The following is a 16396-nucleotide window of genomic DNA, read 5'->3' on the forward strand; positions in this document are numbered from 1 at the left end:
TACCCGCACCGGCGGGGCTTCAGCCGAGCAGGACCACTTCCAGCTCGCTCCCGGGCTCGACCGAGGTGACGTCCTCCGGTACGACCATCAGCGAGTCGGCGTGGGCCAGTGCGGCGATCAGGTGCGAGCCCGATCCGCCCACCGGGCTGACCGTGCCGCTCTGGGCGTCGTACTTGCCGCGCAGGAACTGTCGGCGGCCGGCCGGGGAGCCGAGCGCCTTGTCCGCCTTGAGCACCGCCCGTACGGACGGCCGGCCCACCTCGGATTCCGGCAGCCCCATGAGCGCGCGGATCGCGGGGCGCACGAACAGCTCGAAGGAGACGTACGAGGACACCGGGTTGCCGGGCAGGGCCAGCAGCGGGGTGTGGTCCGGGCCGATGGTGCCGAAGCCCTGCGGCTTGCCCGGCTGCATGGCGAGCTTGCGGAAGTCGATCGTGGCGCCGCCGATGTCGTCCTCGCCGCCGGCCACCGAGGTCAGCGCCTCCTTGACCACGTCGTAGGCGCCGACGCTGACCCCGCCGGTGGTGACCAGCAGGTCGGCGCGGATCAGCTGGTCCTCGATGGTGGCGCGCAGGGTGTCGGCGTCGTCCGCGACCGCGCCGACCCGGTAGGCGATGGCCCCGGCGTCCCGCGCGGCCGCGGCCAGCGCGAAGCTGTTGGAGTCGTAGATCGTCCCCGAGGCCAGCGCCTCGCCGGGCTGGACCAGCTCGCTGCCGGTGGACAGCACGACCACGCGCGGGCGCGGCCGCACGCGCACGGTGCCGCGCCCGATGGCGGCGAGCAGCGCGATCTGCGGCGGGCCGAGGACGGTCCCGGCCGCCAGGGCCAGGTCGCCGGCCTGTACGTCGCTGCCGCGCGAGCGGACGTGCGCCCGGGCCTCGGCGGACCGGTGCACCCGCACCTCGCCGCCCGCGCCCTCGGGGGCCGCGCTGGCCGGGGTCATCCCGGCGGCCGCGCCCCCGCCCGTGCCGCCGTCGGTCCACTCGACCGGCACGACGGCCTCGGCGCCGGGCGGCAGCGGGGCCCCGGTCATGATGCGGGCGGCCTCGCCGGGGCCCACGGTGGGCAGCTCGCCACTGCCCGCCGCGACGTCCCCGATGACCGTCAGCACCGCGGGGAACTCCTCGCTCGCGCCCTGGACGTCCGCCGTACGGACGGCGTAGCCGTCCATGGAGCTGTTGTCGAAGGGCGGGAGGGCGACGGGCACGGTGACGTCTTCGACCAGGACACAGCCCTGGGCGTCCAGCAGCTGGAGCTCGATGGGCTCCAGCGGCCGGACGGTGGCGAGGACGTCCGCGAGGTGCTCGTCCACGGACCACAGTCGGTGGCCGGTGTCCTGCGGTGCGGAACTGCTCAAGGTGCTACATCTCCTCCGTGACGTAACGGTGAAGCCAGGTGCGGAACTCCGGGCCCAGGTCCTCGCGCTCGCACGCGAGGCGGACGATGGCCCGCAGGTAGTCGCCGCGGTCCCCGGTGTCGTAGCGGCGGCCCCGGAAGACCACGCCGTGCACCGGACCGCCGATGGTCTCGTCGGCGGCCAGCTTCTGCAGGGCGTCGGTGAGCTGGATCTCCCCACCGCGGCCCGGCTCGGTCTCCCGCAGTATGTCGAAGATCGCGGGGTTGAGGACGTACCGTCCGATCACCGCGTAGTTGCTGGGGGCGTCCGCGGGGTCCGGCTTCTCGACGAGGCCGGTGATCCGGACCACGTCGGCCTCGTCGGTGGCCTCGACGGCGGCGCAGCCGTACAGGTGCACGCTGGCCGGGTCCACCTCCATGAGCGCGATGACGGTGCCGCCGGTGCGCGCGTGGATCTCGGCCATCTGCCGCAGCAGCGGGTCGCGGGGGTCGATGAGGTCGTCACCGAGCAGGACGGCGAAGGGCTCGCGGCCCACGTGCGGCTCGGCGCACAGCACGGCGTGGCCCAGGCCCCGGGGGTCGCCCTGGCGCACGTAGTGCATGGTGGCCAGGTCGCTGGATTCCTGGACCTTCTTCAGCCGGTCGTCGTCGCCCTTGGCGATGAGGGCCGACTCCAGCTCGTAGTTGCGGTCGAAGTGGTCTTCGAGAGGGCGCTTGTTACGCCCAGTGATCATGAGGACGTCGTCGAGCCCGGCCGCCACGGCTTCCTCGACCACGTACTGGATGGCCGGCTTGTCCACGACCGGGAGCATTTCCTTCGGGGTCGCCTTGGTCGCCGGAAGGAAGCGAGTGCCGAGGCCCGCGGCCGGAATCACGGCCTTCTTGATCACGGGGTGCAACATAGTCATGCCCCGAACGATAGTGGGTCCTGCCGAACGCCTGGCCAGATCGCGGTAGGTAGGTCCGCTTATGTGCAGATTTACCAAGGATATTTGAATACGCTGTGACACAGAATCCGCATCCCGTTTCCATCAAGGCTCGACTGCGCCGGGAACTCCTCGCCGCCCGCCGCGCCTTGTCCCCCGACGCCTGCCGCGCGGCGGCCGACGCGCTCGCCGTCACGGCCCTCGGGCTGCCCGAACTGGCCGGTGCGCAAACGGTGGCGGCGTACGTCTCCGTCGGCACCGAGCCCGGCACCCGAGCCCTGCTCGAAGCGCTGCGCGCGGCCGGCAAGCGGGTGCTGCTGCCCCTGCTGCTGCCCGACAACGACCTCGACTGGGCGGTGTACGAGGGCCCGGGCGGCCTCGCCGAGACCGCGCACCCGGGGAAGATGCGGCTGCTGGAGCCGACCGGCCCGGCGCTCGGGCCGGACGCGGTGGCCGCGGCCGACGCCGTGCTGCTGCCCGGGCTCGCGGTGGACGGCCGCGGGATGCGGCTGGGCCGCGGCGGGGGCTCGTACGACCGCGTCCTGGAGCGGCTGGAGCGCGCCGGGGCGCATCCGGCGCTGGTCGTGCTCCTCTACGACGACGAGGTGGTCGCGCGGGTCCCGGAGGAACCGCACGACCACCCCGTGCGGGCGGTGGCCACCCCTTCCGGGGCGCGCCGCTTCTTGTGAGGCGAGGCGGGAGACCGCCTAGGGCTTGAGGGTCAGGGTGTCGACCGTCGCCTTGTCCACGGCGTCCTTGCCGAAGGGCCAGTCGAGCAGTTCGCCCTTGGCCCACATCGTCGTCTGGTCCGTGTAGTGCGCGTTGTACGCGTGCCCCGAGGCGCCCGTCAGGTTGATCCAGCGGGACTTGTCGAGGTCGTTGAGGTTGACGACCATCCGCATCGACGGGACCCAGGTGACCCCGTAGCCGCTGGAGGCGTTCCAGCCGGTGGCGTTGACGGTGGCCTCGCCGCCGCCCAGGTTCCACGGGCCGCGGTTGAGGAGCCACTGCAGGAAGCCGGGGCCCTCGGTGCCGATCGTCTGGTTCTTCAGCGTGAGCTGGTGCAGCCGGCCCCAGCTCCAGGTGGACTGGTCCTTGCCGAGCTTGGCGGTCAGCTCCCAGCGGGCGTCCTCCATGGCCCGCGCGAACAGCTCGTCGCGGGTGGTGGTCGCCGGCTGGGCGAAGCCCTTCTTGGGGGCGCTCCACCACGGCGACTTCTCGTCCTTGACCAGGCGGCGGACCACCTCGAACCAGCGGTCCCCGCCGTCCGGCTGGGCCGAGTCGTCACCGCGGGTGCCGCATTCGCGGACCACTTCGGAGAGCTCGTCGGCCGGGCCGCTGTCGGCGCGGACGTTCATGCAGCTGCCCTCGATCCGCAGCTCCTTGGGCATCTTGTCGCCGAAGGCCAGCTTGAGGATGTTGCGCCAGACCGCGTTGAAGTAGGCGGCCGCGGCCGAGTCGTTCTCCTGGGTGTAGTTCCAGCCCTCCAGGAGCTTCTGCGCGGAGCGCACGTCCGGGTCGGATACCTCGATCTTGGCCAGCATCGGGGTCAGCAGCGCGGCGATCTCGCTGCTGTTGTCCATCTGCATGGCCCGCATGTCGTCGGTCGAGATCTTGCCGCTGTCCTTGATCTTCGCCTCGATGAGGTCGTTGATCCGCTGGCTGCGGGCGCCGTAGCCCCAGTCGGTGGTGAGCAGGTACGGGTACTTGCCGGCGCCGGTGCCGCTCTCCACGACCGCCTGGTTGGCGGTGACGATGTAGCCGCGCGAGGGGTTGGACTCGAAGGGCAGCTCGCTTTGCGGGATGTACTCGACGCTGCCGTCCTTGCCGGTCTTCCAGGCGTACTTGGAGTCCCAGCCCGGCGCGGGCATCCGGCCGTCGCCGGCGCCGCGGACCGGGATGCGGCCCGGGGCCTGGTAGCCGATGTTGCCGGACTGGCCCTTGCCGTCGGCGTAGATCAGGTTCTGGGAGGGCACCTCGAAGTCGGCGGCGGCCTTGCGGAACTCGTTGAAGTCCTTGGCCCTGTTCAGCCTGAAGACCGCGTCCATCGACTTGCCCGGTTCCAGGGCGGTCCAGCGCAGGGCGACGGCGTAGCCGTTGCCGCGGTCGGGCGCGGAGCTGGCGACCGGGGCGCGGGCGCCGACCGTGCCGAGCTCGTCGCTGCGGTCGGAGACGAGCGGGCCGTTGTTGGTGATGCGGACGGTCATCTTCTTGCCGGCACCGCCCGCGACCTTGATCACCTCGTCGCGGGTGGTGAAGGGGATCACCTTGTTGTCGTAGACGTAGCCCTCGGGCTTGACCTGCTCCAGGTAGAGGTCGGTGACGTCCGCCCCGAGGTTCGTCATGCCCCAGGCGATGTCGGCGTTGTGCCCTATGACCACGCCGGGCATCCCGGAGAAGGTGTAGCCGGACACGTCGTACTGGCACTGGGCCGAGGCCGTGCGGCAGTGCAGGCCCATCTGGTACCAGACCGAGGGCAGCTGCGGGGACAGGTGCGGGTCGTTCGCGAGCAGCGGCTTGCCGGTGGTCGTGTACTTGCCCGAGATCACCCAGGAGTTCGATCCGATGCCGCTGCCGTTGGGGCCGAGGATCGCGGGGATCTCGTCCAGGGTCTTGGCCAGAGAGGTGAGCTGCGTGCGCAGGCCGACGGCGGCGCCCTGGGCGGTGGCGTTGTCGGCGAGTCCGGTGCCGTTGCCGGTGGAGGCCTGGGAGCCCGTGGCGGCGCCCGAGCCGGAGCCTCCCGAGGCGGAACCGCCGGAGGTCTGGGGCACGAACTTGCCGCCCTCGATCTTGCCGCCCTCGACGACCGGCTTGTTCCGGTCGAAGGGGTAGGGCGGGTAGAGCTCGTCGATCTGCGCCTGCGTGAGCTTGCTCGCCATCAGCGCGCGGTCGATCTCGTCCTGCATGTTGCCGCGCAGGTCCCAGGCCATCGCCTTGAGCCAGGCCACCGAGTCCACCGGGGACCACTGCTCGGGCTGGTAGTCGCCGCTGAGCTTGAGGGCGGCGTGCTCGACGGAGAGGTCCTTGCCGGACTTCCCCTTCAGGTACGCGTTGACCCCGTCGGCGTAGGACTGGAGGTTCTTCTTGGTCTCGTCCGAGAGCTTCTTGTCGTACTCGGTCTGCGCGACGTGGCGCCAGCCCAGCGTGCGCAGGAATGCGTCGGTCTCGACCTGGCCGGCGCCGAACATCTCCGAGAGCCGCCCGGCGGTCATGTGGCGGCGTACGTCCATCTCCCAGAACCGGTCCTGCGCGTGCACGAAGCCCTGCGCGCGGAAGAGGTCGTCGTCGTTGTCGGCGTAGAGCTGGGGGATGCCGTGGGCGTCGCGCTTGACGTCGACGGTCCCGGTGAGGCCCGGCACCTTGAGGGAGCCGGTCGTCTGGGGGAACGAGGCGCGCACGCTGTCGACGCCCCAGTACGCCCCGTAGCCGAGGCCCGCGAAGAGAGCCAGGACCAGCACGAGCACGATCAGACGGACACGTCGTCCCTTCTTCTTGACGGAAGGAGCGGTTTCGTTGGCGGGCATCGCTGTCCTTAGAGGGGCAGGGTGGTCCTGGGAGTGCTGGGAGCAACCATAGGCGCAGGACCGTACCCGTTGATCCGTCAGGGGTGGAGCTGGCGAGGACAGGGACGAACAGGCGTTTCACAATGTGGCTATCGCGTAAAGGGAACGTCAAAGATTAGGTAAAGTAACGAACTACTTGCCGAACCTGCCGCTGGAGGAACGGTCCACCGGACCCTCCGCGCGCTTTGAGGAAGGGTCGCCCGCTGACTGTCCACACGCTCAATGAGCTTCTGCTGGTCTGCTCGCTCGTGCTGCTCGTCGCCGTCGCGGCGGTACGCATTTCTTCACGCAGCGGCCTCCCCAGCCTGCTCATCTACCTCGGCATAGGCATCGCGATAGGCCAGGACGGCATCGGCAACGTCGTATTCGACAACGCCGAGCTGACGCAGGTCATCGGTTATGCCGCGCTCGTCGTGATCCTCGCCGAGGGTGGTCTGGGCACCAAGTGGAAAGAAATCAAACCGGCCCTGCCGGCCGCGATCGTGCTGTCGCTGGTGGGCGTCGCGGTCAGCGTCGGCATCACGGCCGCGGGGGCGCACTACCTGGTCGGCCTGGAGTGGCGCCAGGCCCTGCTGATCGGCGCGGTCGTCTCCTCGACCGACGCGGCGGCCGTCTTCTCGGTCCTGCGCAAGGTCCCGCTCCCCTCCCGGATCACGGGTGTCCTGGAGGCGGAGTCCGGTTTCAACGACGCGCCCGTCGTCATCCTGGTCGTGGCTTTCGCCACCATCGGTCCGATCGACGACTGGTACGTCCTGCTCGGCACGATCGCCCTGGAGCTGGCCATCGGCGTCGCGATCGGCCTGACGGTGGGCTTTGTGGGCGCGTACGGGCTGCGGCACGTGGCACTGCCCGCCTCCGGCCTCTACCCGATCGCCGTGATGGCCATCGCCGTGACGGCGTACGCGGCCGGCGCGATGGCCCACGGCTCCGGCTTCCTCGCCGTGTACCTGGCCGCGATGGTGCTCGGCAACGCCAAGCTCCCGCACTGGCCGGCCACCCGGGGATTCGCCGACGGGCTCGGCTGGATCGCCCAGATCGGCATGTTCGTCCTGCTCGGCCTGCTGGTCACCCCGCACGAGCTGGTGCACGACTTCTGGCCCGCCGTGATCATCGGACTGGTCCTCACCATGGTGGCGCGGCCGCTGGAGGTCTTCGTCAGCCTGCTGCCCTTCCGGATCCCCTGGCGCGAGCAGGCCCTGATGTCCTGGGCCGGTCTGCGCGGAGCGGTGCCCATCATCCTGGCGACCATCCCGATGGTGTCCGGGATCGAGGGCAGCGACCGCGTCTTCAACATCGTCTTCGTGCTGGTCGTCGTCTACACCCTGGTGCAGGGGCCGACCCTGCCGTGGCTGGCGCGCAAGCTGGAGCTCGGCGCCACCGACGAATCCGCCTCCGACCTCGGCATCGAGTCGGCGCCGCTGGAGAAGCTGCGCGGACACCTGCTGTCCTTCGAGATCCCGGCCGCCTCGCGGATGCACGGGGTCGAGGTCAGCGAGCTGCGGCTGCCTCCGGGAGCCTCGGTCACCCTGGTGGTCCGCGAGGGGAAGAGCTTCGTACCGCTGCCGTCGACCGTGCTGCGGCGCGGGGACGAGCTGCTGGTCGTGGCCACGGATCCGGTACGGGACGCGGCCGAGGCGCGGCTGCGCGCGGTGGCCCGCGGCGGCAAGCTGGCCGGGTGGCTGGGGACGGGCGGGAACGGGTCGACGCGCTCGCGCGGGTGACGCGTCCCGAGGGAGTCCGGCTTTAGAGCGGCGTTCTAATTCCTCCGATTTCGGTGACTTATGCCCCGTTTTACCCGCATTTCAGCGGGCATGAATAGGCGAAGCTCCCGTTAATCGCAGGTGGAGACACACCTTGTCGCCGCAATCACAGGGCGTGGTAGTGGGTTCCCCTGTACGATGAAGGCACAACAGATCGAACCAACTCTGCCTGACGCAGAGCTGGCGCGACCGCAAAGCGGCCGTGGCTCCCCCCGCAGTGGGCGCCCAGGTATCACTCGGTTCTGCGCAAGAGGACAGCTCTCGGGGCTCCCACATGTACGGGTGCGGTCGCTCACAAGGCGACGCACCGTCCGCAGACGGGGACGCTCTACCAGGCAGCGGAAAGGCAAGGCCGTGACATCCGCGGTCACGACCGGAACGTCCGCCACGTCCACCCCCTCCGCCCGGCCCGGCTACGGGCAGCTCCTGCGCACCCCCGGTGCCCTCGGCTTCGTACTTCCCGGCTTCGCCGCCCGGCTCCCCTTCGGGATGCTCACCGTCAGCATCCTCCTGCTCGTCCAGCACACCACCGGCTCCTACGGCAGCGCCGGCATCGTGACCGCCGTGACCGGCGTGTCCATGGCCGTGTTCGCCCCGCTGATGGGCAAGTTCACCGACCGGCTCGGCCAGAGCGCCGTCCTGGTCCCGGCCGCGCTGACGCACACCGCCTCCGTGGGCGCGCTGGCCGCCCTCGCGCTGCTCGGCGCCCCGCTGTGGGCGCTGGTGCTGGCCGCCGTCCCGGCCGGCGCCTCCGTCCCGCAGGCCGGTCCGATGGTCCGGGCCCGCTGGGCCGCCAAGCTCGAGGGCTCGCCGCTATTGCCGACCGCGGCCGCGTTCGAGTCGGTCACCGACGAGTTCACCTTCGTCATCGGCCCGGTCCTCGCGACCTTCCTGTGCACCCAGGTCCACCCCTCGGCGGGCCTGATCACCGAGGCCACCCTGACGCTCGCCGGCGGGCTCGTCTTCGCCGCGCAGCGCGCCACCCAGCCCAAGCCGGCCGGCCGCCCGGCCGACGGCGAGAAGCACACCTCCGCCCTGTCCTTCCCGGGCCTGCGCGTCCTGATCGTCGCCTTCCTCGGGATCGGCGCCGTCTTCGGCGGCATGCAGGTCTCGCTCGCCGCCTTCTCCAACGAGATCGGCAACCCGGGCGCCAACGGCCTGCTCTACGGCGTCTTCGCCGCGGGCAACATGGTCGCCGGCATCGCCATGGGCGCCATCGCCTGGAAGATCGGCCCGCGCCGCCGCCTGATCCTCGGCTACATCGGCCTCACCGCCGCCGCCTCGGTCCTGTGGGCCGCGAACTCGGCGATCCTGCTGGGCGCGCTCGGCCTGGTCGTCGGCCTGTGCATCGCCCCGGCGCTGATCACCGGCTACACCATGATCGAGCAGCTGATCCCGGCCGCCTCGCGCACCGAGGCCTTCACCTGGCTGACCGGCGCGGTCGCCTTCGGGCAGGCCGTCGCCGTGACCGTGGCCGGCCGCCTGACGGACGCGCACGGATCCTCGTACGGCTTCCTGGTGCCGATGGCCGCCACCGCGCTGGCCCTGGTCACCCTGCTGGCCCTGCGCGCGAAGCTGGCGCCCAAGGCTCCGAGCCGGATCGTGAACGCGTCCGCTCCGGCCGCGGCCCCGTCCGCGGGCCCCTCGACGGGCTCCCGTAACCGGGTGAACGAGCGTGGGATGGGTCACCGCGTGCCGCTGACGGTGGACTGATCCGCCGGAATGCGTCACCATGGAGCGTCGTTAGCACTCATTGAGTGAGAGTGCCAGGAGGAAATTCGTGCCGACCTATCAGTACCAGTGCACCGAGTGCGGTGAGGGCCTCGAGGCCGTGCAGAAGTTCACCGATGACGCGCTGACCGTGTGCCCGAGCTGTGACGGACGCCTGAAGAAGGTGTTCTCCGCGGTCGGCATCGTCTTCAAGGGCTCCGGTTTCTACCGGAACGACAGCCGCGGCGCTTCGTCGAGCAGCACTCCTGCCTCGAAGCCGGCCTCGACCCCGTCGACGTCCACGGCTGCCGCCGCCCCCGCCGCTTCGTCCTCCTCGGCGTCGTCGAGTTCGGGCAGCAGCTCCACCTCGGCTGCCTGACCCCCGCGTTCCACTCGCCGCAAGGCCCCGCCGCCCACCGGGCGGCGGGGCCTTGCGCGTGCCCGGCTAGGGTGGCCGGCATGGTGAACGCAGAGATCGGTGTCATCGGCGGCTCGGGCTTCTACTCCTTCCTGGAGGACGTCTCCGAGATGCGGGTGGAAACCCCGTACGGACCTCCCAGCGACTCCCTGTACGTGGGCGAGCTGGCCGGCCGGCAGGTGGCCTTCCTCCCCCGGCACGGGCGCAGCCACACCGTCCCGCCGCACAAGATCAACTACCGGGCGAACCTGTGGGCGCTGCGCTCGGTCGGCGTCCGCCAGGTGCTGGGCCCGTGCGCGGTCGGCGGCCTGCGGGCCGAGTACGGTCCGGGCACGCTGCTCGTGCCCGACCAGCTGGTGGACCGTACGAAGTCCCGTGCGCAGACCTTCTTCGACGGGGACCCGCTGCCCGACGGGAGCGTGCCGAACGTCGTGCACACCACCTTCGCGGACCCGTACTGCCCGGTCGGGCGGTCGGTCGCCCTGGCGGCGGCCCGGGGGCGGGACTGGGAGCCGGTGGACGGCGGCACCATGGTCGTCATCGAGGGCCCGCGGTTCTCGACGCGCGCCGAGTCGCGCTGGCACGCGGCGGCGGGCTGGTCGGTGGTCGGCATGACGGGCCACCCGGAGGCCGTGCTCGCCCGGGAGCTGGGGCTCTGCTACACCTCGATGGCCCTGGTCACGGACCTGGACGCGGGCGCCGAGACCGGCGAGGGCGTGTCCCACACGGAGGTGCTGCGGGTGTTCGGCGAGAACGTCGGCCGACTGCGCGAGGTCCTCTTCGACGCGGTGGCGGCGCTCCCGGCGACGGAGACCCGCGCCTGCCTGTGCACGCACGCGCACGACGGCTGGGACCTGGGCATCGAGCTTCCGTAGCCGCTGCGGGGGCGGGCTCTGACACCTGGGGGTGACGGGGTTGTCCACAAGCTGGGGATCGTCCACAGGGCGGAGCGGGATTCGGCGGGAGGCCGGATCGTGGGCTGTGTCCGGGCGCCGGGTCCGGGCACAGCGACGCACTCCGACTGGTGGTGGCCCTCATGTCCCGTCTGCCCCCGCGCTCTTCCGCGCTGTCCTCCTCCCCCGTTCCCCCGCCCGGGCACGCTTCCGCGCACACGCCCGTTCGCGCTTCCGTCTCCGGTTCCGTGTCGGGTTCCGTCTCCGGTCCCGCTTCCCCGTGCTCGTCTCCGTGCCCCCCGGCGCGGCCCGTGCCCGCTTTTCCCCCGCTGCGGGTCGGGCGGGGCGGCGACCGGCTGCGCAGGGCCCTGCGGCGCCGGCGGCGGGGCGTCGCGGCCGGGCTGGCCGTCGCGGCGGCGGCGCTGGCCGTCGGCGGGACGCAGGCGCCGGCCTCGCGGGCGGCGCCCCCCGAGGTACGGACCTCCCCCGGCGCCGCGGCGCCCGCGCCGGAGCGGATGGTGTCGGCCCCGGTGCGCATCGCCGACGCGGCGACGGTGCGGCTGCTGCGGCCCGGCGACCGGGTCGACGTGGTGGCGGCGGAGCGCGACGGGCCGCCGAGGGTGGTGGCGGCGGGGGCCCGGGTCGCCGAAGTGCCCGCTGCCGATCCGGGAGTCGGGGACGCCGGGGCGCTGGTGGTCCTGTCCGTGCCCCGGGACACGGCGCGGACTCTGGTGGGGGCGGGCGCGACGACCCGACTGGCGGTGACGCTGTGTTGATTCGCACGCGCGGCCGGTCAAGCCACCGCGAGGGGTGGGCCGATTGGACACGGCGCGCCCGGACTGCCGTAGTTTTCGGAACCGTTGACTCCGTGTTCGGCAGATATGAAGAAGGGCTCAGTGGTGAGCGAGAAGAAGCAGGAGAGCGTCCTGGCGGGCTTCAAGGCCTTCCTGATGCGCGGCAACGTGGTCGACCTCGCGGTCGCCGTGGTCATCGGCGCGGCGTTCACGAACATCGTGAACGCCATCGTGAAGGGAATCATCAGCCCGCTGGTGGGAGCCATCGGGACCAAGAACCTCGATGTCTACAAGTCGTGCCTGAAGGCCCCCTGCGGCCTCGACGCGGGCGGCCAGCCCACGGGTGTCGAGATCCTCTGGGGCTCGGTGCTCAACGCCGCGCTCACCTTCCTGATCACCGCGGCCGTCGTGTACTTCCTCATGGTGCTGCCGATGGCGAAGTACCTCGCCAAGGTGGAGGCGCGCCGCAAGGCCAAGGAAGGCGTCCAGGAGACCATGGAGATCACGGAGCTGGAGGTCCTCAAGGAGATCCGCGACGCGCTGGTCGCGCAGCGCGGGGCGAACGGCGTCGGGACCGGATCACCGGCGTCGCGCGACGCGTTCTAGCCGCTCGGTCCGCGCGGGCCGCCCCCGCCGCTCAGATGTGGTGCGGGGGCTTCTCGTCGAGGAACCGGGCCAGGTCGGCCGCGCCGCCCCCGGCGGCCGGCCGCTCGCCCCAGCCCCGGTCGGTGTCGTCCGAGGACTGCTGGTCCAGCGGGTCGTCGAAGACGATCCGGGGCTTGGGCTTCGGTTCGGGCTTCGGCGGCACGGCGGGGCCGTGCTGCGGGTCGGGGGCGGCGGCGGGGGTGCTCATGCCTCCAGAGTACGGCCGCCCCCGCGGGCGGCCCCGGTCAGCTGGGGGCTTCGGCGCCCTTGCGGGCGTAGAACCACCAGCACACCACCAGGCAGGTGGCGTAGAAGCCGATGAACAGCCACAGGGCGTGCGGGACCGCCATGGCGGCGAACATCGCGGGGATGAAGAAGAAGCCGTAGGCGGCGATGGCGGAGGAGAAGCCGGTGACGGCGCCCGCCTCCATCTCGGACTGCTTCAGCGCGGCGCCCTGCGCCTCGGGCCCCCTGCCCGCGGCCTCCCGCATGTGCTGGTCCCGGAAGATCACCGGGATCTGCCGGAAGGTCGAGCCGTTGCCGAGGCCGGAGAAGGCGAAGGCCGCCAGGAAGCCGATGAAGAAGGCCCAGAAGCTGCCCTGGTCGCCGCTGTGCGGCAGTGCGAAGATCACCACCACCAGCGAGGCCGCCATGCCGACGAAGGACAGCATGGTGACCCGGGCACCGCCCATCTTGTCGGAGAGCCATCCGCCGGCCCAGCGCATGAACGCGCCGATGAAGGGGCCGATCCAGGCATAGGTGGTGGCGTGGTAGCCCTGCGCCTCGAAGTTGTTCTTGATCAGCAGGGGCAGGCCCGCGGCGAAGCCGATGAAGGAGCCGAAGGTGCCGACGTAGAGCCAGGTCATCAGCCAGTTGTGCTTGCGCCTGAAGATGATCTTCTGCTGGCTGAAGGGGGCGGCGGCCACCTTGAGGTCGTTCTGGCCGAACCAGGCCACCGCGGCCAGCACGATCAGCACCGGCACCCACACGAAGGCCGCGTTCTGGAGGTAGATCTCCGAGCCGTTCGCCTTCTTCTGGCCCGCGCCGATCGCCAGGACCGAGGAGGTGATCAGGATCGGGGTCAGCAGCTGGACCACGGACACGCCCAGGTTGCCCAGTCCGCCGTTGACGCCCGTCGCGTTGCCCTTCTCCCGCTTCGGGTAGAAGAAGCCGATGTTGGCCAGGGAGGAGGAGAAGTTCGCGCCGCCGATGCCGCACAGCGCCGCGATCGCGATCATCGTGCCGTACGGGGTGTCCGGGTTCTGCACCGCGAAGCCCAGCCACAGCAGCGGCACGATCAGCACGACCGTGGAGACCGCCGTGAAGCGCCGCTGCCCGATCATCGGGCCGATGAAGGTGTAGAGGATGTGCGCGGTACCGCCGGTGATGCCGGAGACCGCCGTCAGCCAGAACAGCTGGGACTGCGAGAACCCGAAGCCGACGTCCTTCAGGTTGGTCGCCGTGATGCTCCACACCTGCCAGACCACGAAGGCCACCAGCAGCGCCGGCACCGCGATCCACAGGTTGCGGGTGGCGACCCTCCTGCCCGTGGACTGCCAGAAGGAGGGATCCTCCGGCGTCCATTCGGCCGTGCGGCGCCGGTGCGCCAGTCCAGTGGGAGCACCGGCGGCGCGCCTGCCGATCGTCCGGGCAGACGCCTGTCCGCCGGCGCTACGCCACCGCCCGGGGCACCCGGACGGTGAGGGCCGCGCGTCCGGCCTGCTGAAACCCCGCCCATCTGGTCTGCTGGCCGGTATGGCGTACATCCCCATGACCGCGCGCAGCCGCGACGAGCACCACCGCGCGGCCACCCCGCTGGAGCTGTTCTTCGACCTCTGCTTCGTCGTCGCGATCGCCCAGGCCGGCGCCCGGCTGGTGCACGCGCTGGCGGAGGGCCATCCCGGCGCCGGGGTGGTCGGTTACTTCTTCGTCTTCTTCGGCGTGTGGTGGGCGTGGATGAACTTCACGTGGTTCGCCTCCGCCTACGACGTCGACGACGTGCCGTACCGGATCGCGACGCTCGTCCAGATCGCGGGCGTGCTCGTCTACGCGGCGGGCGTGAGCCGGGCGTTCGACGAGAACGACTGGACGGTGGCCGTCATCGGTTACCTGATCATGCGGGTGGCGCTCACCGCCCAGTGGCTGCGGGCTGCCGCCGGGGAGAGCGGGGCGGCGCGCACGGCCGCGCTGAAGTACGCGGCGGGGCTGGTGGTATGCCAGGCCGCCTGGGTGGCGCTGCTGTTCGCCCCGGACGGCTGGAGGCGGTGGCTGTTCCTGGTCGTGGCCGCCATGGAGCTGCTGGTCCCGGTGATCGCCGAGCGCGGCCACCAGACGCCGTGGCACGCACACCACATCGTGGAGCGGTACGGCCTGTTCACCATCATCGTGCTCGGCGAGACGATCGCCGCGAGCACGGTGGCGGTGAAGTCGGCCCTCGACGAGCACGAGGCGCTGGACCGGCTGCTGCCCATCGCCGGCGGCGGACTGCTGATCGTCTTCGCTGCCTGGTGGATCTACTTCGCGGTGCCGATGCACGAGTACCTGACCTCGAACCGGCAGGCCATCCCGTGGGGTTACGGCCACCTGCTGGTCTTCGCCTCCGGTGCGGCGATCGGGGCGGGCATCGAGGTCGCGGTGGAGCACGCGGTGGGCAAGGCGCACGTCTCGCAGCTCGCCGCCAACGCCGCCGTGACCGTGCCGACGGCGATCTTCCTGATGACGGTGTGGCTCCTGCACTCCCGCCACTTCAAGCGGGGCCTCGCGCAGCAGCTCACCCTGCCGTTGTCGGCGGTCGCCGTCCTGGCGTGTACGTGGACGGGGACGCACGCGGTCCTGTACGCGGGCCTGGTCGCGGCCGCGACGGTCGCCGTCGGCCTCACCCTGGCCACGCGGCCGCGCCGTTGACGGCGCGGCGCCGTTGCCGGGGGCCGAGACCCTGACAACCGGCCAGCCGTCACTCCTCGGCCCCGGCGGCGTTGGCAGGCCATGACACTCCCCGCACAACGCCCCGGCCACGCCCCCGGCAGGGAACTGGTCGAGCCCGGCTTCTGGCAGCAGCCCCCCGCCCACCGCCTCGCGGCGTTCGCCCGGCTGCGGGCCCTGGAAGCGCCCGTGTTCGTCCCCGAAGGGCCCGGGCGCGGGCACTGGGCCCTCGTCCGCCACGCCCACGTGCAGGAGGCCAGCCGCCTGCCCAAGGTCTTCGCCAGCGCGCCCGGCGTGACCACCCCCGAGCCCGCCCGCTGGGTCCGCGCCCTGTTCGGGGACTCCATGGTCAATCTGGACGGCCCCGACCACGCCCAGCTCCGCAAGATCGTGCAGCGGGCCTTCACGCCCCGCCTGCTGGCCGCCGCCGAGGCGGACATCCACGCGGTGGCCGCCCGCATCGTGGACGACGTACTGGCCGGGGAGCCCGACGAGTTCGTCTCGGCGGTGGCCTCCCGCCTGCCCCTGGAGGTCATCTGCAACATGATGGGCATCCCGGAGCACTTCCGCCCCGAGATCGCCGACCGCGTCAACCACGCCTCCGAGAACATCGGCGTGGAGCGCGGCCTCGCCGCCCGGCTGCGGATGCCCGGGCGGGGCCTGCGCGCGCTCGCCCGGATGCAGCGGATGGTGGCCGGCATCGGGCGGGAACGGCGCAAGAACCCCGCCGACGACCTGATCTCGGCACTGGTCTGCGCGAACGTCGACGGCCAGGCCCTCGGCGCCCGCCAACTCGGCGCCTTCTTCTCGCTCCTGATGGTCGCCGGGGTGGAGACCACCCGCAACGCGATCACGCACGGGCTGACCCTGCTGACCGGCAACCCGGGCCAGCGCGACCTGCTGCTCTCGGACTTCGAGGCGTACGCGGACGGCGCGGTCGACGAGATGATCCGCCACTCGACGCCGATCATCCAGTTCCGCCGGACCGTGGTCGCCAAACACACTCTGGGCGGGCACGACTTCCGCCCGGGCGACAAGGTGGTCCTGTACTACGCCTCCGCCAACCGCGACGAGGCGGTCTTCCCGGACCCCGACGCCTTCGACATCACCCGCTCGCCCAATCCGCACCTGGGGTTCGGCGGCGGCGGGCCGCACTTCTGCCTGGGCGCGCACCTGGCCCGGGTGGAGATGAAGGCGCTCTTCCGCGAACTGCTCACCCGGCCGGTCGGGCTGCGCGCGGTGGGCCTGCCGGATCTGGCCGGCTCGAACTTCGACAACCGGGTCCGCTCGCTGAAGTTCGCCTTCGAACGCCCCTGAGAGCGGCGGGCGGCGCGAGCCGGAAGCGGAAACCGGCCACCGGGCAGGCTGGGAGCCCGGCGGCCGGTGGGGCACCCCCGGACGCGGTCCGG

General features: G+C 71.6%; 14 protein-coding genes. 9 read left to right on the plus strand and 5 right to left on the minus strand.

From position 1 onward, the window contains the following. Positions 1–19: 19 nt before the first annotated feature. Both glp and galU read right to left on the minus strand, forming a co-directional pair. A complete protein-coding gene (gene glp, locus BGK67_RS15380; RefSeq protein WP_069920624.1) occupies positions 20–1357 on the minus strand; it encodes a molybdotransferase-like divisome protein Glp in 1338 nt (445 codons plus the stop codon). A 4-nt stretch (positions 1358–1361) separates the two neighbouring features. Then, positions 1362–2264 (minus strand): UTP--glucose-1-phosphate uridylyltransferase GalU, encoded by a 903-nt coding sequence (gene galU, locus BGK67_RS15385; protein WP_069920625.1) that lies wholly within the window; start codon positions 2262–2264, stop codon positions 1362–1364. Positions 2265–2359: 95 nt separating this feature from the next. On the opposite strand from galU, the gene BGK67_RS15390 reads away from it, so the two are divergent. Further along, a complete protein-coding gene (locus tag BGK67_RS15390; RefSeq protein ID WP_069920626.1) occupies positions 2360–2971 on the plus strand; it encodes a 5-formyltetrahydrofolate cyclo-ligase in 612 nt (203 codons plus the stop codon). An 18-nt stretch (positions 2972–2989) separates the two neighbouring features. On the opposite strand, the gene BGK67_RS15395 is transcribed toward BGK67_RS15390, so the two are convergent. Beyond that, positions 2990–5806: a penicillin acylase family protein gene (locus BGK67_RS15395; protein ID WP_069920627.1), complete on the minus strand. Its 2817-nt coding sequence runs from the start codon at positions 5804–5806 to the stop codon at positions 2990–2992. A 224-nt stretch (positions 5807–6030) separates the two neighbouring features. Between BGK67_RS15395 and BGK67_RS15400 the strand changes: the two genes are divergently transcribed. The 6 genes from BGK67_RS15400 (at position 6031) to mscL (ending at position 12026) form a co-directional block, all read left to right on the plus strand. Next, positions 6031–7566, plus strand: coding sequence for a potassium/proton antiporter (locus tag BGK67_RS15400; RefSeq protein ID WP_079154198.1), 1536 nt, complete (start codon positions 6031–6033; stop codon positions 7564–7566). 393 nt (positions 7567–7959) lie between these two features. Further along, on the plus strand, positions 7960–9318 hold the full coding sequence (locus BGK67_RS15405) for an MFS transporter (RefSeq protein WP_069920629.1): 1359 nt from the start codon (positions 7960–7962) through the stop codon (positions 9316–9318). 67 nt (positions 9319–9385) lie between these two features. Beyond that, entirely contained in the window at positions 9386–9694 is a 309-nt protein-coding gene (locus tag BGK67_RS36270; protein ID WP_079154199.1) for an FmdB family zinc ribbon protein, read from the plus strand. Between the two features lie 80 nt (positions 9695–9774). Then, positions 9775–10608 (plus strand): S-methyl-5'-thioadenosine phosphorylase, encoded by an 834-nt coding sequence (locus BGK67_RS15410; RefSeq protein ID WP_069920630.1) that lies wholly within the window; start codon positions 9775–9777, stop codon positions 10606–10608. Positions 10609–10937: 329 nt separating this feature from the next. After that, entirely contained in the window at positions 10938–11402 is a 465-nt protein-coding gene (locus tag BGK67_RS15415; RefSeq protein WP_107488814.1) for a hypothetical protein, read from the plus strand. A gap of 123 nt (positions 11403–11525) precedes the next feature. After that, positions 11526–12026, plus strand: coding sequence for a large conductance mechanosensitive channel protein MscL (gene mscL, locus BGK67_RS15420; RefSeq protein WP_208948702.1), 501 nt, complete (start codon positions 11526–11528; stop codon positions 12024–12026). A 31-nt stretch (positions 12027–12057) separates the two neighbouring features. On the opposite strand, the gene BGK67_RS15425 is transcribed toward mscL, so the two are convergent. Next, the gene (locus tag BGK67_RS15425) at positions 12058–12273 is read right to left on the minus strand and encodes a hypothetical protein (RefSeq protein WP_069920632.1); all 216 of its coding nucleotides are present in this window, start codon (positions 12271–12273) and stop codon (positions 12058–12060) included. A 37-nt stretch (positions 12274–12310) separates the two neighbouring features. After that, complete coding sequence (locus tag BGK67_RS15430) at positions 12311–13576, minus strand: MFS transporter (RefSeq protein WP_244291219.1); 1266 nt, start codon at positions 13574–13576, stop codon at positions 12311–12313. 244 nt (positions 13577–13820) lie between these two features. Here BGK67_RS15430 and BGK67_RS15435 point away from each other — a divergent pair, with 244 nt between their 5' ends. After that, positions 13821–14969 carry a low temperature requirement protein A gene (locus BGK67_RS15435; protein WP_079154201.1) on the plus strand — a complete coding sequence of 383 codons (1149 nt, stop codon included), beginning with the start codon at positions 13821–13823 and terminating at the stop codon, positions 14967–14969. Positions 14970–15050: 81 nt separating this feature from the next. Continuing rightward, the gene (locus BGK67_RS15440) at positions 15051–16304 is read left to right on the plus strand and encodes a cytochrome P450 (RefSeq protein WP_069920633.1); all 1254 of its coding nucleotides are present in this window, start codon (positions 15051–15053) and stop codon (positions 16302–16304) included. The last annotated feature ends 92 nt before the right edge of the window (positions 16305–16396 follow it).

This window comes from Streptomyces subrutilus, from assembly GCF_001746425.1.
GTDB classification, from domain to species: Bacteria; Actinomycetota; Actinomycetes; order Streptomycetales; family Streptomycetaceae; genus Streptomyces; species Streptomyces subrutilus_A.

Excerpts from the sequence above, each read along its gene's own strand:
- BGK67_RS15395 (WP_069920627.1), bottom strand. The coding sequence starts at position 5,806 with ATGCCCGCCAACGAAACCGCTCCTTCCGTCAAGAAGAAGGGACGACGT.
- BGK67_RS15440 (WP_069920633.1), top strand. The coding sequence starts at position 15,051 with ATGACACTCCCCGCACAACGCCCCGGCCACGCCCCCGGCAGGGAACTG.
- galU (WP_069920625.1), bottom strand. The coding sequence starts at position 2,264 with ATGACTATGTTGCACCCCGTGATCAAGAAGGCCGTGATTCCGGCCGCG.
- BGK67_RS15425 (WP_069920632.1), bottom strand. The coding sequence starts at position 12,273 with ATGAGCACCCCCGCCGCCGCCCCCGACCCGCAGCACGGCCCCGCCGTG.
- BGK67_RS15435 (WP_079154201.1), top strand. The coding sequence starts at position 13,821 with ATGGCGTACATCCCCATGACCGCGCGCAGCCGCGACGAGCACCACCGC.
- BGK67_RS15410 (WP_069920630.1), top strand. The coding sequence starts at position 9,775 with ATGGTGAACGCAGAGATCGGTGTCATCGGCGGCTCGGGCTTCTACTCC.